The sequence below is a fragment of the Pseudarthrobacter linnaei genome (genome assembly GCF_055412825.1).
On record NZ_JBVAYX010000008.1, the window covers coordinates 95,856 to 115,245 of the forward strand.

At 70.0% G+C, this 19,390-nt stretch carries 13 protein-coding genes and 1 pseudogene; 4 read left to right on the forward strand and 10 right to left on the reverse strand.

Annotation, left to right across the window (positions count from 1 at the left end):
- Window positions 1-23 precede the first annotated feature (23 nt).
- On the reverse strand, window positions 24-1,523 hold the full coding sequence (locus tag ACZYZ3_RS09915) for an NAD-dependent succinate-semialdehyde dehydrogenase (protein ID WP_463963656.1): 1,500 nt from the start codon (window positions 1,521-1,523) through the stop codon (window positions 24-26).
- Window positions 1,524-1,726: 203 nt separating this feature from the next.
- Window positions 1,727-2,695, reverse strand: a complete 969-nt coding sequence (gene rsmI, locus ACZYZ3_RS09920) for a 16S rRNA (cytidine(1402)-2'-O)-methyltransferase (protein ID WP_463963657.1) — start codon at window positions 2,693-2,695, stop codon at window positions 1,727-1,729.
- A 132-nt stretch (window positions 2,696-2,827) separates the two neighbouring features.
- On the opposite strand from rsmI, the gene ACZYZ3_RS09925 reads away from it, so the two are divergent.
- Together ACZYZ3_RS09925 and ACZYZ3_RS09930 are read left to right on the forward strand one after the other, a co-directional pair.
- The gene (locus tag ACZYZ3_RS09925) at window positions 2,828-4,540 is read left to right on the forward strand and encodes a dolichyl-phosphate-mannose--protein mannosyltransferase (RefSeq protein ID WP_463963658.1); all 1,713 of its coding nucleotides are present in this window, start codon (window positions 2,828-2,830) and stop codon (window positions 4,538-4,540) included.
- A gap of 58 nt (window positions 4,541-4,598) precedes the next feature.
- Window positions 4,599-6,428, forward strand: a complete 1,830-nt coding sequence (locus ACZYZ3_RS09930) for an AMP-dependent synthetase/ligase (RefSeq protein ID WP_463963659.1) — start codon at window positions 4,599-4,601, stop codon at window positions 6,426-6,428.
- A gap of 413 nt (window positions 6,429-6,841) precedes the next feature.
- Here the strand turns inward: ACZYZ3_RS09930 and ACZYZ3_RS09935 are convergent.
- From ACZYZ3_RS09935 to ACZYZ3_RS09955, 5 genes and pseudogenes are all read right to left on the reverse strand, one after another.
- Window positions 6,842-7,972 (reverse strand): annotated as a pseudogene (locus ACZYZ3_RS09935) (TIGR01906 family membrane protein); the annotation flags it as partial.
- Between the two features lie 174 nt (window positions 7,973-8,146).
- A complete protein-coding gene (locus tag ACZYZ3_RS09940; protein WP_463963660.1) occupies window positions 8,147-9,409 on the reverse strand; it encodes a L,D-transpeptidase in 1,263 nt (420 codons plus the stop codon).
- 211 nt (window positions 9,410-9,620) lie between these two features.
- Window positions 9,621-11,108, reverse strand: coding sequence for an adenosylhomocysteinase (gene ahcY, locus ACZYZ3_RS09945; protein ID WP_463963661.1), 1,488 nt, complete (start codon window positions 11,106-11,108; stop codon window positions 9,621-9,623).
- A 123-nt stretch (window positions 11,109-11,231) separates the two neighbouring features.
- A complete protein-coding gene (locus ACZYZ3_RS09950) occupies window positions 11,232-11,525 on the reverse strand; it encodes a Trm112 family protein (RefSeq protein ID WP_463963662.1) in 294 nt (97 codons plus the stop codon).
- Window positions 11,526-11,607: 82 nt separating this feature from the next.
- Window positions 11,608-11,997 carry a DUF3499 domain-containing protein gene (locus ACZYZ3_RS09955; protein ID WP_463963663.1) on the reverse strand — a complete coding sequence of 130 codons (390 nt, stop codon included), beginning with the start codon at window positions 11,995-11,997 and terminating at the stop codon, window positions 11,608-11,610.
- Window positions 11,998-12,103: 106 nt separating this feature from the next.
- Between ACZYZ3_RS09955 and ACZYZ3_RS09960 the strand changes: the two genes are divergently transcribed.
- A complete protein-coding gene (locus ACZYZ3_RS09960) occupies window positions 12,104-12,640 on the forward strand; it encodes a metallopeptidase family protein (protein ID WP_463963664.1) in 537 nt (178 codons plus the stop codon).
- 80 nt (window positions 12,641-12,720) lie between these two features.
- Here ACZYZ3_RS09960 and ACZYZ3_RS09965 read toward each other — a convergent pair whose 3' ends face one another.
- Genes ACZYZ3_RS09965 through ACZYZ3_RS09975 form a run of 3 tightly spaced genes read right to left on the reverse strand, consistent with a single transcriptional unit; the run spans window position 12,721 to window position 18,303 of the window.
- Entirely contained in the window at window positions 12,721-14,388 is a 1,668-nt protein-coding gene (locus ACZYZ3_RS09965) for a DUF5719 family protein (RefSeq protein ID WP_463963665.1), read from the reverse strand.
- Window positions 14,381-17,761, reverse strand: coding sequence for a glycosyltransferase (locus ACZYZ3_RS09970; protein WP_463963712.1), 3,381 nt, complete (start codon window positions 17,759-17,761; stop codon window positions 14,381-14,383). Before ACZYZ3_RS09970 ends, ACZYZ3_RS09965 begins: the two co-directional genes overlap by 8 nt.
- The gene (locus ACZYZ3_RS09975) at window positions 17,761-18,303 is read right to left on the reverse strand and encodes a WhiB family transcriptional regulator (protein ID WP_463963666.1); all 543 of its coding nucleotides are present in this window, start codon (window positions 18,301-18,303) and stop codon (window positions 17,761-17,763) included. Before ACZYZ3_RS09975 ends, ACZYZ3_RS09970 begins: the two co-directional genes overlap by 1 nt.
- 350 nt (window positions 18,304-18,653) lie before the next feature.
- On the opposite strand from ACZYZ3_RS09975, the gene ACZYZ3_RS09980 reads away from it, so the two are divergent.
- A complete protein-coding gene (locus ACZYZ3_RS09980; protein ID WP_463963667.1) occupies window positions 18,654-19,358 on the forward strand; it encodes a TIGR03089 family protein in 705 nt (234 codons plus the stop codon).
- Window positions 19,359-19,390 lie beyond the last annotated feature (32 nt).

Genomic DNA, 19,390 nt, shown 5'->3' on the forward strand with positions numbered 1-19,390 from the left:
GCTCGGGCCTGCCGGGGTTGGTCCTAGCCGGCGTACGGGTCGGCGATGCCGATGTACTGGGTATAGAGGTATTCCTCGATGCCCTCGAGGCCGCCTTCCCGGCCCAGGCCGGACTGCTTGACCCCGCCGAAGGGGGCCGCGGCGTTGGAGACCACACCGGCGTTCAGGCCCAGCATGCCGGTCTCCAGGCGTTCGCCCATCCGGATGCCCCGGTTGAGGTCCCGGGTGAAGACATAGGCAACGAGTCCGTACTCGGTGTTGTTCGCCAGCCGGACGGCCTCGTCCTCGGTGTCGAAGGTGATGATCGGCGCGACGGGTCCGAAGATTTCCTCGGACAGGATCCGGGTGCCCTCGGTGACTCCCTTGAGGATGGTGGGCTGGTAGAAGTAGCCCGGACCCTCGACGGCGGCGCCGCCGATCACCGCGACCGCACCGGCGGACACCGCATCGGAGACCAGCTCGTGGACCTTGTCCCGGCTCTTCGCATCAATCAGCGGGCCGACCTTGGAGTCCGCCTCGGTGCCGCGGGCCGTGGTCATCCCCGCCATCTTCGCGGCGAACTTCTCCGCGAACTCGTCCGCTACGGACTCGTGCACGATGAACCGGTTCGCAGCCGTGCAGGCCTCGCCCATGTTCCGCAGCTTCGCCAGCATCGCCCCGGCGACGGCGGCGTCGACGTCGGCGTCCTCAAAGACCACGAACGGGGCGTTCCCGCCAAGTTCCATCGAGGTCCGCAGGACGTTCTCGGAGGCATCCGCGAGCAGCCGGCGGCCGACCTCGGTGGATCCGGTGAAGGAAAGCTTACGCAGCCTCGAGTCCTTGATCAGCGGCCCCGTCGTGGCGCCGGCCGTGGACGTCGGGATAACGTTCAGCACCCCGGCCGGCAGTCCGGCCTCCATCATCACGGCGGCGAACAGTTGGGAGGTCAGCGGCGTCAGGTTCGCGGACTTCAGCACCATGGTGCAGCCTGCGGCGACGGCGGGGGCGACCTTGCGGGTCGCCATGGCCAGCGGGAAGTTCCACGGCGTGATCAGCAGGCACGGGCCCACCGGCTTCTTCGTCACCAGCAGCCGGGACTTCCCGTCCGGGGACACCGAGTAGCGTCCGAAGGCCCGCACGGCTTCCTCGGAGAACCAGCGCAGGAACTCAGCGCCGTAGGTGACCTCGCCGCGGGCCTCGGCCAGCGGCTTGCCCATCTCCAGGGTCATCAGCAGCGCGAAGTCCTCCGCGCGGGCCGTGACCATCTCGAAGGCCCGGCGCAGGATCTCCCCGCGCTCACGGGCCGGGACCTTCGCCCAGGACTCCTGTGCGGCAGCCGCCGCATCCAGGGCCGCGGCCCCGTCCTCCGGGCCGGCGTCGGCGAGGCTCAGCAGGACCTTGCCGGTCGAGGGGTCCTCCACCTCAAAGGTCTTCCCGGACGCGGCCGGGCGCCACTGGCCACCGATCAGCAGACCGGTGGGAACAGAGGCCAGCAGGGCGCTTTCGCGCTCCGCGGTAACAATGGGCTGGGCAGTTACAGTCACGGTTGACTCCCTCGTCAGCGATTCGGGTGGATTGGATCGGATTCAGCGGTTCCGCAGACCGCGGAAACGCAGGCCGGGAACGTGCTGGATTTACTGCCACGGTACTGCCGGGCTCTCCGGACTGTCTACGCGTGTCCGCACTACGTCAAGCGGGGTCCGCTGTGCACCTGCACAGCGGGTGTCCGGCCCGGAGGCAGCCCGGCCTAACGGGCTGCGAGCACCGCGGAGTACAGCTCGCGCTTGCTGACCCTGGCGTCCTCCGCCACGGCCGCCACGGCTTCCTTGAGCCGGATTCCCTGCGCGATGAGCGCGTTGACGTCGGCCACGTGGTCCTCCGGTGTGCCCGGCTCCCGCTCCGGGGCACCGCCCACGACGACGGCGATCTCGCCGCGGACCTCGTTGGACTCGGCCCACTCCAGCAGTTCGCGCAGGGTGCCCCGGATGACTTCCTCATACGTCTTCGTCAGTTCCCGGCAGACGGCGGCGCGGCGGTCCGCGCCGAACCGCTCACGCAGCGCCCGGAGCATCGGTTCCAGCCGGTGCGGGGCCTCGAAGAAGATCATGGTGCGCCGCTCGGCGTCGAGGTCCGCGAGGCGGGAGGCGCGTTCCCCGGCCTTGCGGGGCAGAAACCCCTCGAAGCAGAAGCGGTCGGTGGGCAGACCGGAGAGTGCGAGTGCCGTCAGCACCGCGGAAGGCCCGGGGGCGGCGGTGACGGTCAGTCCGGCGGCCACGGCCCCTTCAACCAGCCGGAAGCCGGGGTCCGAGACGGAAGGCATGCCGGCGTCGGTCACCATCACGAGGGTCTTCCCGGACCGGACCTGATCCAGGAGTTCGCCGGTCTTGGCGGCCTCGTTGTGCTCGTGGTAGCTGATGATCCGGCCGGCGACGGTGATGCCCAGGTTCTGGACCAGCCGGTGCAGCCGCCGGGTGTCCTCAGCGGCGACGATGTCCGCCGTCGTCAGCAGCTCGACGAGCCGGTAGGTGGCGTCTCCGGCGTTGCCGATCGGGGTAGCCGCCAGCACGATCCGGCCGGGTCCGCCGTGTTGGGGAACCGGCTCCGACTCCGTTCCGGGGGTACCGCCGGGTCCGGGACGTGCACCACCCTCAACGCCGTCCGCCAGGTCCGGGTCGTCGCCGGGAAGATTCGGGGAGGTGCTGAGTTTAGGGTCCACATGACCAGCCTACTGCTGGCAGGGGGTGCGGGCCGACTCACCGGGCAGCACCCGGCGGGACACGGCCGGCCCCGCCGGGGACGGGACCGACGCGCAAGGCCGGGGACCACAGCCGCAACAGCAAAAGGTAGCATGGGCATCGTGACGCAGACCCCCACGCGGCCCGCCGAAGCCGGTTCCACCGGATCGACGCCCCCAGCCCCCCGCCGCGGACGCAACCTGGAGGGGCACCGCTGGGTCAGCCGCCCGGCGGAGGCGTTCGCCCCTGACGCACTCACGGATCGCCTGATCGGCCGCATCCGGAGCTGGCGGGACTACCCGCCCTCGCTCCGGCTGTGGTTCTGGCTCATTCCGGCCATCACGGCGGCCCTGGGCGGGGTCCTGCGCTTCGTCCGGCTGGATACGCCCCGGAACCTGGTTTTCGACGAGACCTACTATGTCAAGGACGGCTACTCGTTCCTGGTCAGCGGCTACGAGCGGGCGTGGCCGGACAAGGCCAATGACGCGTTCGTCGCCGGCAATCCCGGGGTGCTGCTGGACACCCCCGAGTACGTCGTCCACCCGCCGGTCGGCAAATGGATGATCGCCGGAGGCATGTGGCTCTTCGGCCCGGACAATGCCTTCGGATGGCGGTTCGGTGCGGCACTGACGGGCACGCTGTCCATTTTCCTGCTGGCCCTCATCGCCCAGAAGCTCTTCCGGTCGCTGACCCTCGGGGCCGTGGCCGGTGTGCTGCTGGCGGTGGACGGTCACCACCTGGTGATGTCCCGGACCTCCCTGCTGGATATCTTCCTGATGTTCTGGATCCTCGCCGCGTTCGGGGCGCTGCTGATGGACCGCGACGACGGCCGCCGCCGGCTTGCCCGGCGGCTGGGCCGGCAGGCCGCCAACTCCCCGGACGGGCGTCCCGGCCTGCTCCAGCTGGCGTCCGGGCCCTGGCTGGGGATCCGCTGGTGGCGGCTCGCGGCCGGGGTATGCCTGGGCCTGGCGGTCGGCACGAAATGGTCCGGCCTGTTCTTCCTGGCCGGCTTCGGGCTGCTGACGGTCTTCTGGGACCTGAGCGCGCGCCGGATCGCCGGAATCCACGGCTGGATCAGCGGCGGGATCCTCAAGGACGGGATTCCCGCGTTCCTCAGCATCGTCCCGGTGGCCGTCCTGGTATACGCCGCCTCCTGGACCGGCTGGTTCCGGTCCACGAACGCGTACTTCCGGAACTGGGCCGGGTCGGTCCCCTCGGCGGAGTGGGGCTGGCTGCCGGACTCCGTCCGGTCCCTGGCGCACTACCATCTGGAGGCCTACAAGTTCCACCAGGGGCTGAGCGCGGAGCACCCGTACGAGGCCAGCGCCTGGAGCTGGCTGATGCTCGGCCGGCCCACGTCCTTCTTCTACGAATCCCCCAAGCAGGGCAGCCCGGGGTGCGATACCGCCAGCTGCACCACGGCGATCCTCTCCGTGGGCAACCCGCTGATCTGGTGGGGCGCCGCCGTGTGCCTGGGCGTGCTGCTCTTCTGGTGGGCCGGGCGGCGCGACTGGCGTGCCGGGGCCGTCCTCGCGGCTGTGGCGGCCGGGTACCTCCCCTGGTTCCTGTACCCCGAACGCACCATGTTCTTCTTCTACGCCGTGTCCTTCGAACCCTTCCTGGTGCTGGCCCTGGTGTACTGCCTGGGCCTCGTGCTGGGCCAGCGCACGGACCCGCCGTGGCGGCGGCGTTCCGGGCTCTACCTCGTGACGCTCTTTGTGGTCACCGCCGTCGTCGTCTCGGCCTTCTTCTATCCGGTCTGGACCGCCGAGACCATCACCTACCAGGATTGGCGGTTCCGGATGTGGATGCCGTCCTGGATCTAGGGCAGGATTGCAGGGGACGTCCACCGGCATCAGGCGGACCCGGAACGGAGAATCGGCTGTGAGAGAAGCAAGCACCGGACTGCTCGTCGAGCTCGATCCGGGCAGCAACGTGACGGACCTGTTGCTGGAGCAGCACGGCAAGGATCCCGTACATGCGCTGTACTCCCGGCAAGGACCGGCCGGCTGGGCCGACGTCTCCGCACAGCAGTTCCTGGACCAGGTCCGGGCGCTGGCCAAAGGCCTGATCGCCGGCGGCATCACGCCCGGGGAAACCGTGGCGGTCATGTCCGGGACCCGCTACGAATGGACCGTGGTGGACTTTGCCATCTGGTTCGCCGGCGGGGTCCCCGTTCCCATCTATGAAACGTCCTCCGCCGGCCAGATCGAATGGATCCTGCATGACTCCGGGGCCCGGCGCATCTTCGCGGAAAACGAGGCAAAGGCGGGGCTGGTCCGCCAGGTCCTGGACAGCTCCGGCCTGCTCGGCGGCACCGTGCTCCCGGTGGTGCGGATGGACTACGACGGTGCTGCCCCCAACCTCGCCAGCCTGGCCGCGGCGGGCACCGGAGTCGGCGACGCCGAGCTGGAACGGCACCGGTCCGCGGCCGGGCTCGCGGACGTGGCCTCCCTCGTCTACACCTCCGGCACCACCGGCCGGCCGAAGGGCTGCGAAATCACGCACGGAAACTTCGCCCTGGTCGCGAGGAACATCGTGCTGTTCCTTCCTGAGATCCTGCGGCAGCCCCGGACCAGGACGCTGATGTTCCTCCCGCTGGCCCACGTCCTCGCCCGCGCCGTCCAGGTGATCTGCCTCAGCGCCGGAACCACGCTGGGCCACACCGCCAGCGCCAAGGAGCTGCTGGAGGACCTGGCCAGCTTCAAACCCACCTTCCTGCTCGTGGTGCCCCGGATCTTCGAGAAGGTTTACGCCGGCGCCGCCCACAAGGCGGCCCTCGCCGGGAAGGAACACCTGTTCGCGTCCGCCGCCGCCGTCGCCATCGACTATTCCAGGGCCCTCGACGCCGCAGCCCGGGGCACCGGTCCCGGGCCCGGATTTGTCACCCGTGCCCAGCACGCCCTCTTCGACCGGCTGCTGTACCCCAAACTGCGGCAGGTCTTCGGCGGCCAGCTGGGCTACACCGTCTCGGGGGCCAGCCCGCTGAGCTACCACGACGCGCACTTTTTCCGCGGCGCGGGCATCCCGGTCCTCGAAGGCTACGGCCTCACCGAAACCACGGCCCCGTGCACGGCCAACACTCCGACGCGGACCAGGGTGGGGACGGTTGGCATCCCGGTGCCCGGCACCACCATCCGCGTGGCCGAGGACGGCGAGATCCTGGTCAAGGGCATCGGCGTCTTCAAGGGGTACCATAACAACGCGGCGGCCAACGCGGAGGCGTTCGTGGACGGGTTCTTCCGCACCGGCGACCTCGGGTCCCTCGACGCGGACGGCTTCCTGACGATCACCGGCAGGAAGAAGGACATGCTGGTCACCGCCGGCGGCAAGAACGTCGCCCCCGGACCGCTGGAGGAGAAGATCCGCGAGCACGAACTGGTCCTGCAGGCCGTGGTGGTCGGGGACGGCCGGCCGTTCGTGTCAGCCCTGATCAACCTGGATCCGGAGGGCCTGGAAAACTGGTGTGCCACGCACAAGGTTCCCGCCATGAGCCCGGCCGAGGCCCGCGGCAACGACCAGGTCCGAGCAGCGCTGCAGCGCGCGGTGGACGAAGCGAACGCCCTCGTGTCCAAGGCCGAGTCCATCCGCAGCTTCGTGGTGCTGGACGCCGACTTCACGGTGGAATCCGGGCATCTGACGCCGTCGCTTAAGCTCAAGCGCGCCGCCGTCGTGCGTGACTTCGAGGAGCAGATCAACCGGATTTACGGCTGACGCCGCGGCATCAAACGGGTCACGCAGAAGCGGCCGGGCACCTTGCCCGGCCGCTTCTGCGTGTCTGTTGTCCGCCGGGTTCAGTGAGCCTAGACGGCGCTGGAGTGTCCCCGCGCGGGGGTCTCGTTTGTCCCAGAGTCGCCGGTGTGGGCTCCTCCGGAGCCCGCACCCGCCGGCCCGCCAGCGGCGGAGCGTCCGGCGGGTGCATCCGCTGCGGCGGCGTCGGCCGTGGCGGATCCCGTCGCGGCAGGTGCCTCGCCGGATTTGCCGGACCTGTCCCGCCGGAAGAACGACCGCTTCGCGGGGGCACCGTCGGTGGGGGCAGCTTCCCCGGAGGCAGCCTTGGTGGGGGCAGCCTGGCTGGGGGCGGCCTCGGCGCGGTCAGTCTCGGCGCGGTCAGTCTCGGCGGCCATGTCCCCGGCCGGGTCCTGGACCGCCTCGCCGCGCTTCGGCAGTCCGCGGCGCTTGCGCGTCGGCCAGGTGAGAATCAGGGTGACGAGCGAGGCGAGCAGCACCAGGCCCGCGATCACAATCCCGCCGTCGACCCAGAACTGGGCCGGGAACAGCCGGATCAGGGTGTCCTGCAGGGAGAATGTCCAGGTGCCGCTGGCGAAAAAGACGCTGTGGAACTGGGCGAAGAACCGCTCCCAGCCCAGCACCGCCAGCACTCCGAGGCTGATGATGATGACAAGGGTGACAATCGACCCGGCAAACAGGCCGCGCCGCACTCCCCCTGGGCTGCGGCGCCGCAGGTAAACCACGGCGATCAGGCTCAGCAGGATGAGCAGGACCCCGGCGCCGAAAGCGGACAGGATGACGACTTTGACGTCGGCCATATGGCTCACTTCGCCGTCCTCGAACAGCCTGTCGCCGCTGCGGTGGAGCAGTTCGCCCAGGTACCGCGGTCCCGCCCAGTTGCTGAGGTAGTCCACGGCATAGGAGCCGTAGGTCATGCGGTCGTCAGTGCTGAACCCGTAACCGTCGCCGGGGAAGCCGGGCCGGTTGTACTCCACCCAGAGGAACAGCGGGCTGGCGACGGCCCGGACTGCCAGCACCAGCAGGATGACCGGGAAGCACACGGCGAGCAGGACCTGCATCACCCGCGGGGCCACCGGTTTGGCCTTCAAGGCATGTTCACGTTCGGCGTTGCGGCGCTGCACTTCCTCCTCCGGGGGCCGGACCTGCAAGGCGGCGGTGGGCAGCGGCTCGCTGAAGTGGGTGCCGTTATGCCGGGGCGCCGGCTCCCCGGCGGCTTCGGCCGCCTTGCGGTCGGCGCGCGACAGGGGCCCGGGAATGCTGCCGGCAGCCGGTGCGGCTGTGCGGTCCGGGGCCTTGTTGTGGGGGGCGGCACGGTCCGAGCCGGCGCTGCCCGAGACGGCGCTGCCCGAGACGGCGCTGTCAGAGGCTGTGCTGTCAGACGCGGCGGCGGAATGCTGCTCGGCGGACGTCGGCTTCATCCAGTCGAATGCAGGCTCGTCAGCGTCACCGGCCGGATCCAGCTGCGGATCCTGCCGGTTCGGAGGGGTGGGACTTGAGTCAGTCACTGCAGCTTCGCTTCCGTAGGTGTCCGCGCCGCCGGCCGGGGCCGGGCAACGCTACATATCTGCTTCCGAGCCTACCGCCAGCGCCTCGGAGTGGGCGAGAAGCCACCCCGCAGGGACAGGGATTCAGCGGCGGGATTCAGCGACGGGGAGTCAGCCGCAGCATGGTGCGGCCGGTCAGCGCTTGGCGTACTGCGCCCAGGGGATGTTCCAGTCGCCGAAACCTTCGAGCGGTTCCACCGCCGGGGCCCCGGTGTTGAGGGTCTGGACGACGTCGCCGGTCTTCATATTGGTGAAGAACCAGGCGGCGTCCGCCGGGAGCAGCCCTACGCAGCCGTGCGAGACGTTGGACCTGCCCACCGCACGCCATGCCGATTCGAGGGCCTGGTGGACGTAAACACCGGAGCTGGTCAGGCGGTTGGCGTACTCCACGGTCAGCGGCGGGTAGTAGCCCTTGTCGCCGGGTTTGAGCCCGATGCTGCCGGCGTTGAAGTCGGAGTGGCGTTCCTGTTCCATGATGACGGCATAGCCGGTTGGGGAGAGCCAGTCAGCGCCGCCCAGCGTGACCGGAGCGGTCTTGACGAGTTGGCCGTCGAAATAGACCTTCATGGTCTTGGTGATGTCATCAACGACGGCCAGGCGCTGCGGTCCGACCTTGAAGGAGACCTTGGTATCGGAGTTGCCGACCATCTTGTTACCGAAGTCCACGCCGAAGAGTTTCAGGTCCACGGTGACCTCACTGTTGGAGGCCCAGAACGCTTCGGGGCGGATCCGGACCCGCCGGTCCGAATACCAGTGCCACGCCACGGCCTGGCCGGAGGACGCCGTGACGGTGATCGCCTTCTCCATGGCCTCCTTGTCCAGAACGGGCTCACTGAAGACAATTTCGACGGGCTGTCCGGCCCCGACCGTGGTGCCGTTGAGCGGATAGACGGCGGCGTCCGCCTCGTTGGCCGTGGCCACGGTGGCGAAGGTCTGGACCTTCTTTGTCTCACGTCCGGCCTGGTCAAGGATGGTGAAGCTGTACTTGTACTTCGTGTCGAATTCCAGCGGATCCCCGGCGGTCCAGGTGGAGCCGTCCGGGCTTGTGGTTCCCGGCACGGGGTCGCCGCCGGCGGCCGGGACCAGCACGACGTCTTTCACGACGCCGTTGACTGCCTTGACTGAGGGGGCGGCGGCGGGGTTGACGCCTTTGGCACCGTCGGTCGGGGTCACTCCGAGCTCAACGGGCTTAACGACCGGGGCAGCAAGGCCGGACACGTTCCGCATCGGCGCCGAAGCCTCGGAAGGCATGTCGGCATGGGCCCAGCCCGGTGACGTGACGACGCCGATGCCGCCCGCCCCGACAACTGCGCAGATGGCAACGACAGCCAGCATTTTCCCGGTGTTGCGGGAGCCGCGTCCCGGCTGCCGGCGTCGACGCCCGCTCTCTTCAGTCATGGCCACTTCCTGTGTTCCCCACTGCGTTTGCCTTCAAGCCCACATCCGGGCTCACAATCTCCTTATGCCAGCATAAGCGAAGCGTCCCGGCGCGCCGCCCCCGGCGGCGCCACGATCAGGTCACGGGCGGGGCCCCGGACACCTGGCACGGGGCCCCTCCACTGCGGAACGGCGGGAACTTTGGCGGCCTGGGCCGCTGCCCCGGCGGTTCCTAGTAGCGGTAGTGGTCCGGCTTGTACGGGCCGGACACCTCCAGGTCCAGGTACTCGGCCTGCTCCTTCGACAGCTCGGTCAGTTCGACGCCGAGGGCGTCAAGGTGCAGACGGGCAACCTTCTCGTCCAGGATCTTCGGCAGTACGTAGACTTGCTTGTCGTACTCCCGCGCCCCTTCTGGCTGGTCACGCTTGGTGAAGAGCTCGATCTGCGCGATCGTTTGGTTGGCGAAGGAGTTGCTCATCACGAAGGACGGGTGGCCGGTGGCGTTGCCGAGGTTCAGCAGGCGGCCCTCGGACAGCACGATGATGGAGCGGCTGCCCTCACCCGTGGCGGGATCTTCCGCGAAGACCCACTCATGCACCTGCGGCTTGATTTCAACCTTCGTAATGCCGGGGATCCGGGCCAGCCCGGCCATATCGATCTCGTTGTCGAAGTGGCCGATGTTGCCCACGATCGCCTTGTCACGCATCCCGGCCATGTGCTCGGCCATGATGACGTCCTTGTTGCCGGTCGTGGTGATGAAGATGTGGCCCTCGCTGAGGACGGATTCCAGCTTCGCGACCTGGTAGCCGTCCATGGCTGCCTGGAGTGCGCAGATGGGATCGATTTCGGTGACAATAACGCGTGAGCCCTGCCCGCGGAAGGCCTCCGCGGCGCCCTTGCCGACGTCGCCGTAACCGCAGACGACGGCGACCTTGCCGCCCATCAGGACGTCGGTGGCCCGGTTGATGCCATCCGGCAGGGAGTGGCGGATGCCGTACTTGTTGTCGAACTTGCTCTTGGTGACGGAGTCGTTGACGTTGATGGCCGGGAACAGCAGCTTGCCCTGCTCGGCGAGCTGGTAGAGGCGGTGCACACCGGTGGTGGTTTCCTCGGTGACGCCCAGCAGGCGGGAGCCGATCCGGGTCCACTTCTGCGGATCCGCCTGCAGCGAGGCGCGCAGCACGTCCAGGAAGACCCGTCCCTCCTCGGACTCGTCCTCGGCGGTGGCCGGGACAGCACCGAGCGCCTCGAAGTCGACTCCCTTGTGGACCAGCATCGTGGCGTCGCCGCCGTCGTCGAGGATCATGTTCGGGCCGAGGTCCGGGTTGCTGTCCGCCCCGGGCCAGGTCAGGATCTGCTCGGCGGTCCACCAGTATTCCTCCAGCGTCTCGCCCTTCCAGGCGAACACGGGAACACCCTGGGGGTTCTCGACCGTTCCGTTGCCGACCACAACGGCCGCGGCGGCCTCGTCCTGGGTGGAGAAGATGTTGCAGGAGGCCCAGCGGACCTCGGCGCCCAGTGCCGTGAGAGTCTCGATCAGCACGGCGGTCTGCACCGTCATGTGCAGGGACCCGGCGATCCGGGCACCCTTGAGCGGCTGGCTGGCGCCAAACTCCTCGCGCAGGGACATCAGGCCGGGCATTTCATGCTCCGCGAGGCGGATCTGGTGCCGGCCTGCTTCGGCCAGGGAAATGTCCGCAATCTTGTAATCGAGAGTCATATGAATCCTTTGCTGTGGCCGGCGGGCAGGTCCTTGACCTGGCTGCCTGTGACGGATGTAGAGGGGCTGATCAATGTCTGGAAAGTACTTCGGAGCCGAACGGCGCAGCGATGGGCCGGCTGCCTAGCCGGCGGTGTGCCGGGCCGCGGCGTCCGGCTGGTCGGCGTCGTGCTGGCCGGCGTCGTGCTGGTCGGCGTCGTGCTGGCCGGCGTCATGCTGGAAGGCGGGGGCCGCTGCGGCGGCAGGAAGCAGTTCCGGCGGAAGCAGCAGGGGGATGCCGTCCTCGATCGGGTAACGCAGTTTCACCCCGGCGGAACCGGCCTCAGTGGTGACGAGTTCCCCGCCGTCCTGCACCAGCGGGGACCCGGTCACGGGGCATCTGAGGACAGACAGGAGTTCGGGACTGATCTTCGGCATGGTGAACGCTCCCTGGTGGACGCCGCAGCAGGCGCCGGTGGCTTACGGATTTTGCAGTTCCCAGCCTACCGCCAGTTGCAGGCTACGACGGTTCGCGGAGGACGCGCAGATGCCCCCGGCGGGTGCCCTCGGTGGCGGCCGGGGCTTCGAGTGCGGGGTGGACTCCGCGCTTGCCCTGGCCGGATTCCGGCGATGCGGGCCGTGAGGCCGCCTCCCGGACGGCATCGGCCAGGGCGAGGAGGTCATCGGGGCCGGGACCTGCGGGGGTAGCCGGCATGGCCAGCCGCAGCACTTCCCAGCCGCGCGGGACGGTCAGGGATCCGGCGTGCTGTTCGCACAAGTCGTAACAGTGCGGCTCGGCGTAGGTTGCCAGCGGCCCCAGCACGGCAGTGGAGTCGGCATAGACGTACGTCAAAGTGGCCACCGCTGAATTGCGGCAGGCTGACCTTGAACAAAGACGAATGGCACCCACGACATCACAGACTACTCCCCCGGGCCGCCGGACGCCGGTCGGCACGCTGGCGGCGGGTCGGACGGCCCGTATCGCGTAAACCATCCGCCGGGTTTAGAGTCGAGATATGCAGTCATCGCACCAAGATCCGGGTTTTACGGTCCGCTTGGCTGAAACCGACGCCGGACGTCACGACGCCTCTTCCACCGCGGGTGGTCCCGGCCGGGCCACGGCGCCGAAGGGCTTCCGCCAGCGGCGCAGGAACCGGCACGGCCGCGGGCTCCGCGGCGAACTGATGCTGCCCACGCTGCCCGGTTTCCGCACCCGCTCGGACCGTTTCGACGACTTTGTCCTGGACTCGGCTGAGCGGCTCCATGATATTTGGGGCAAGCCGCTTGACGGGGTCCGGTTCGCCGTCGATGAGATCCCGCCGGGGCTCGAACAGCTCGTGGCGGACCGCGCTGTCGCCCCGATGGGCTCCTACTCCCCCGCCACGGCGGAGCAGGGACCGGTCATCACCCTGTACCGCCGGGTCGTCGAGCAGGCCTCCGGCAGCCGCGAGGAACTTCAGGACCTGGTCCATGACGTCGTGGTGGAGTACACCGCCGAGATGCTGGGCGTGCCGCCGGAGTCGCTCGATCCTGTATACCGCCGCCGCTACTAGCCCGATCCGCCGAAAACCCTGGCCGCAGGCACACCTGCGGCCAGCACCGACGCCCCGGGCCGCCCGGCGACCGGGAACGGTCAGTAGCCGAGGGTGACCGGGACCTGCTCCTGGCCCGCGGCTCCGGGGGCGACGGCGATCGTTGAGATGTCCTGCTTGCCGTCCTGCTGCAGCAGGACCGCGCCGTAGGCCGGATCCCCCGCGGCGGACACGAGGTAGCCGACGGGCTGCGAGCCCGCGACGTCGGCCGGGATCTTGATGGACGCGGTGGTGCCGCCGGCGATGTCGGCGGCCGCGGCCGCGTGGATCTTGCCGTCCGCCGTGACCGGGGTATAGGAGATGGTGGCCCGGCCCTCGGGAGCGCCGAAAATCAGGTAACGGTCTCCTGAGCCGGGGACCGGAACAACGTGTTGGCTTCCCAGCCTCGCCGAGGCCGGTGACCACGCGAAGTCGGAGGCATCCGCGGCCGTCAGTCCCCTGGTGGCGCGCGCCGCCGCGGTGAAGGAAACGTCCGAACTGACAGACACCGTGTAGGGCCCGGCCGGCACGCCCGCGAGGGGGACTTCAGTGACGGATCCGGCCTTCGCCGTGACCACTCCGCCGCCGGGCAGCGCCTTCTGGCCGTCCCGCCCGAGGACCTTGATCGCGATGACGGCGTCGGCGGAACCCGGCACTGTGAGCTGCAGGGCCGGTCCGGCATCCGCGAAGCCGGTCTGGCTGGTGAGCCCGGCCAGACCGGCGGGGTCCTGGATGTCGACACCGGTGATGACCTGGCGGAGTGCCGGCGCTGCGGCCGGAGCGATGAACTCGACGCCGCCGGGCGTCAGTCCACGCAACACGCTTTGCTGGATGTGCGCGGCCACCGGCCCGCCGGCGCTGCGCACCCGGACGCTGAGCCGCTCCTGACCCGGGGCGAGCCCGGCGAGGATCACCGAGCGGGTGGTGCCCGGCGCGACGAGGAGTCCCCGGCTGCCCGGGGCCTGGATCAGGCCTTCGGCGCCGAAAAGTTCAAGGCTGACCGTGGCGGGGCTGCTGGAGGCGTTGCTGAGCTTCAGCACGGCGGTCCGGCCGAGTGCGGTGTTGGCCCCCACCAGCCAGAGGTCGTTGCCGGGCTGCTGGCAGGCTGCGGCCGCGGAGCCGCGGAGGTCGCCGTCCTCGGCGGTGTAGCGCATGAGCGCCCCCGCGGAGGGCTGGCGGTCGGCTTCGGCGTCCGCGCTCAGGACCGTCACGTCGTCGACGCCCTGCTGGGCCACGACACCGGCCAGCGGCGCGGCGGCCGCGGGCCTGGCCGCGGCCGGACCCTCGGACGCCGGTGCGGCCTTGGCAAGTTCGACCAGGGTGCGGCCGGTCAGCGAGGCGAGCCTGCTGCCGGGCAGGACACCGGAGCTGGAGCCCAGCACGACGGCGTTGACATCGCTGCGGGCGGTGGCGGATTCCGGACTGAACTGTGGATCGGTGCCCACGGGGGCACCTTCCAGGAGCCGGGCCGGTCCCGGGCAGACACCCACGCTGCTGCCTGCGGGGACCGCAGCCAGCGGTGCCGCGATGGGCCGGCTGCTGCCGGGACCCTGAGGCGTGAGCGCCGTGGCGGAAACAAGCCCGCCGCCGGCAGCGACGAGGACGGCGGCGGCGACGACACCGCCCAGCCGCCGGGCACGCGGGCGCGCGGTGGCCTCCGCGGCGTACGCGTCGGCCCCAGGGTCGTGGGCGTCGTTGGCGGGTCTGTCGGGGATGTCGTCCCTAGGCATGTTGATGTTCCTTACGCAGGGAGCCTTCGTCCCTGGAGAGGCCGGTGTTCGGCCGACGGGCAGGCATGGGGATGGCCAGGAGGACGGTCAGGCCGATGATGACGGCCTGGGCAGCGCCCGTCCAGATGGCCCAGGGTGCTTCGTAGCGGAGCCTGAATTGCCCGCCCTCGGCGGGCAGGGTGAAGGCCTGCGCCCACCCGGAGGTGGTGGCGGTGAGTCTGCGGCCGTCGAGCCAGGCGCTCCAGCCGGGATCGGCGCGTTCGGCCAGCACCACGAGCCGTCCTTCCGGCCCGGCGGGCACCGCGGCGTCGGCGGACACCGCCTGGGACGGAACCAGCCCGACGGTGGCGCCCGCGCCGTCGACGATCCGCACGCGGTGGGCGACGTCGGCGGCCGCGATGACGGGCTGGTTCAGGGGGCTGATCCGCCAGAGCCAGCCGACGTCGGTCTTGCCGACGGCGACGAGGCCGGGGACGGCGTCCATCCGGCTGGCGGTCAGCTGGGCCGCGGTATCGGCGGCCCGCAGGACCACGAAGCCGACGCCGAGCTGCTCCAGCTCGGCGCGGGGATCGACGCCCTGTCCGGCCACGATCGTGGCCACGACGTTGCGCAGCGAAGCCACGGCGGCGTCGTCGTCACGGACGGTCTCCTGGCCGGGCTCCCCCATGATCGGGCGGGCGGCGCCAATCGTGGACAGCGAGTCCAGGGTGGTGCCGGCGCCGCGCATGAGCGCGGCGTCGAACGTTCCGTTTTCGCCGGTGGAGATGATGAGGGTGCGGGACTGTTCGGGTCCTTCGCCGCGGTCGATGGCTGTTGCGGGGAGGGTCCTGGGTTCGGCCGGCTGGACCAGCCGCGTGGCGCCCAGGGAACCGCTGCCGGCCGCTCCGGCAGCCGGAGTGGCCGGCGGCAGGACGTTCTGCACGGCCCACACAGTCAGTCCGGCCACGGGGCCGGCCAGCAGCAGGATCATGGCCGTGACCGCAGTGCCGCGGATCAGGATCTTACGGCCGGTGGTTGCGGCGGCGGCCCGGTCGGCGGAGTCCAGCAGGCCTCCCGCGCCGATCAGGGACGCCCCCAGGAGGGCAAAGGCCGCGGCCGACACAGCCGGTCCGGTAAAGGGGGTGACCAGGACGTCGGCGCTGGCCCCGGTGGCGACCTGGCTGCTGAGCCAGCCGCCGCCCAGCAGCAGCAGAGCCGCGGTCCAGAGGGCGCGGGCAGTCCGCGGAGGCCGGCCCGGCAGGAGCAGGGCGGCCACGGCCAGGAGCAGGACGGGCAGTCCGATCAGCAGGGCGAGCAGGAGCGCCCACGGTACGGCGGAGTCTGCGCCGAAGACCGGAAGGCCGGTGAGGCCGCCGTCGGGCGTGAAGCGCAGCGGCTGGCCCAGGGCCTGCTGCCACAGCGGTGCCGCGTCAAAGCCCAGCGGCCGGCCGGGGTCTGCGAGCAGGGCACGGGGCCGGTCAATCGTGGAGGCCAGGAACGGCACGAACAGCGCCAGGGTGGGCAGCAGCGCCCACCACACGGTGCGGCCGCGTCGGCCCAGGAGCGTGCCGCATAAGGCCACGAGGACGACGCCGGGCAGCAGCAGCGAAGGGGCTGCCGCGGTCACGACGGCCAGCGCCAGTCCGGCCGCGGCGGCGGCGGTCCAGGAGGGGGTGCCGTTGATGCCGGGTTTCACCGGGGGCGCCTCGGTGAAGCGCCGCTCCCCGGGGGCCGGAACGGCGAAGCGCCCGCGTCCCGCGGCGGTGCCGGTGGCCCGCAGCAGGGCCAGCACCAGCACCGGCATCATAACGTGGGCGACCAGGGCGCCGGCGCGGCCCTGGTTGAGCGCCACCTGCAGGGCCGGGGCTCCGGCCCAGATAAGGGCGGCGGCCAGCCGGAGCCGGCGGCGCGGCGTCAGCGCTCCCGCAGCAAACCAGGCGCCGAGGGCGGAAAGCGGCATGGCCAGGATGAGGAACCCGGCGAGTGCACTGTTGGCGTTGCCGCCGCCGACCGCGCCCAGGGCCCACAGCACGTAGCCGAAGGGGTCACCGTGCCCGGGAAGTCCTGCGCCAAGGGTGATCCACCAGCCGGAGGCGTGGTTCCAGATGTCGCCCAGCCGCAGCGAGAGCGGAATGCTTGCGCCGCCGGCGACAGCTTCGGCCCGGAACAGGCTTAGCAGGCCGACCAGGGAGGCCGCGGTGGTGAGCAGGACGGCGAGCAGCGCGCCGTTGCCCACCCAGCCCCGCTCGGAAGTGGTCAGGGCGGCGAAGTCGTCCGCCGAGTCGCCGGTGGGCTGCTCGGCCAGGGGGTCGATGCCGCCCGGGTTATCCCCGGCGTCATCGGCCCCGAGGGCCTCCATGAGCGAACGGCGGTGCGCCCAGACCTCGCGCCGCGGGGTCTGCAGGCCCTTGATGACGGAACGCCGGATGCGGCGCGTCCGGGCAGCGTTGCGCCGGCCCCGGGCCACGGCCGCGGGGCGTGAAAGGGCACCGAAGGTGGCCAGGAGCTGCGAGAAACCGTGTCCGGGATCTTTGACCGCGATACTCAGGACCAGCTTGAAGATGCTGCCCAGCAGGGCCCCGGCGGCGTGCAGCGGAACTTTCCAGGCAGGGGCGTGCTTGAGCCGCAAATGCACCTGGGCCTTGCGGGCCGCCCCCGCGTTGCCCAGGGCGTGCGGGCGGTGCGAGACATGGAACATCCGTGCACTCGGGACCACCACCACACGGTGTCCGGCCAGCCGGTTGCGCCAGCAGAAGTCGACGTCGTCGCCGCTGCCCGGAAGTGCCGGGTCGAAGCCGTCAAGGTCCTCCCAGACATCGCGGCGGACCAGCATGCCGGCGGAGTTGACCGCGAAGGTGTCGCTGCGTCCGTCGTATTGTCCCTGGTCGAGCTCGTCGGCTTCGATGAGCGTCAGCCGCTCGGCCCAGCGGCTGGTGGAGAGCCCGACGTCGATCAGCCGGCGCTCGGAGTGCCAGTCCAGCTGCTTGCAGCCCGCCACCGTGACCGAGGGGGCACGTTCGACGGCGCGGAGCAGTTCGGCGAGGGCCTCGGGGGCGGGGGCTGCGTCGTCGTGCAGCAGCCAGATCCACTCGACCGCGGGGCGGCCGGCGCCGCCCTTGCCGGACGGGCCGGCGCCGCCCCACGGTGCGAGGGCGCCGAGGCCTGCCTGCACCGCCGCGCCCATGCCACTGCGGGCCTGCTCAAAGACTGTGACGTTGTCTGCGCCGAAGGCCTGCTCGAGGAGCGCCGCCGAATCGTCGCGGGAACCGGTATCAACCCCGATGCAGGTGTCCGCGGGCCGGCTCTGAGCCGCCAGCGCCGCGAGGGTCCTGGGGAGAAAGTCACCGCCGTCGTGGGAAACCACGACGGCGGTGACTCGTACTTCTTGAAGAATTAGATTGCTCGCTTCCTAAGCCGGCGCCGCTCGCGCTCGGAGAGGCCACCCCAGATGCCGAAACGCTCATCGTTGGACAGGGCGTATTCCAGGCACTGTGAGCGCACGTTGCACGCCCCGCAGACCTTCTTGGCGTCGCGGGTGGAGCCACCCTTCTCGGGGAAGAATGCCTCCGGGTCGGTCTGCGCGCAGAGCGCGTCCGTCTGCCAGCCCAGCTCGCCTTCGTCGTCGAAGTCCTGCTGGGAGGGCAGTCCGATCCATACCGGCTGAGTGGTGGTGCCTGCGTGGAGGGTCTGGAGCTCCATCGGCGGATCGTGAAGATCGTTCTCCAGGTCCGGACCGGAGAGAAGTTCGTCGTGCGCCGCGAGGAAGGCTGTCGCCTGGTCCTGCAGTTGATCTTTGGTATGTTCGTTGAAGCGGTCCGCCGCGTCCGGATCGGCCGGATCGACATACCAGTCGCTCGGCACTCCGCGTGAACGGTATTTGGCCGTGGCCTGCCCAGCAACGACGGCCTCTTCATGGATACGCTCTGCTAGCCCCATTGGCGTTTCCTCTCTGATTTTGCAGCCTTTGCCTGACCCGTTAGGACTCGGTTGAGTTCCGGTTTCCGCACATCGGCCTTCGATACCTAATTACACGTGTGTAAGTATCTGCAGTCAAGCCGCGGCGGAGATAATAATCAACGCCGGGCTCAAAGCGGGGGCACGCCACGCCCGGGATTTCTGGGCGACACCCCGGAGATTGCGCGGAATAATCAGGGTGCTGAGCACTTCGGAGAAATTTTTGCTGAATTTCCGGGGAACTTCCCGGCGCGGCGCTGGCCGCCGGCTGGCGGGCGCGGGATGGCATATGACGGAGATCACGCCCGTGGCTGCCGTGGCAAGATGAATCCATGAGTATCCCGGCAATCGACCTGATGACAGCCCTGCGTTCGGGCCACTCCACCTCCCCCCGGCTGACCTGGTACGGGCCCGGGTCCGAGCGGGTTGAGCTCTCCGGCCGGGTCCTGGATAACTGGGTGGCGAAGACCAGCAACCTCCTCCAGGACGAGCTTGACGCCGAACCCGGGACGCGGTTGCGGCTTGATCTGCCGGCCCACTGGAAGTCCGTGATTCTTGCCCTCGCCGCCTGGCAGCTCGGTATGGAGGTCGTGTTCGACGATGCCGAGGCCGAGCTGCTGGCCACCGGCGATCCCGGCCCCGGGGCGGCGCAGGGGGCTTTCGACGCCGTCCTGGCGGTGGCGCTGCCGGCGCTGGCGATGCGGTGGCAGGGCGAGCTGCCCACCGGCGTCGTTGACTACGCCGCCGAGGTTCGCTCCCACGGGGATGTCTTTATGCCGCACGTGGATCCGGAAGCGTCGCGGCGGGCCGTGCTGGCCGCTGCGGGGACGGAGCATACCCATGGTGATCTGCTGGACGGCTTCGCGGCCGCGCACGACGCAGGCGTCCGGCTGCTGGTGACCGCCGGTGACGGCCCGGAGCCCGCCCTGTCCCATTGCCTGGGCGCCTGGAAGAGGGACGGTTCGGTGGTCCTGGTGCACCCCGAGGTCACGGTCACGGAGAAACTGCTCGCGGACGAGCGCATCACCGGCAGCTGAGCCGGGTGCCGGGGTTGCCGGCGGCAGGCCGG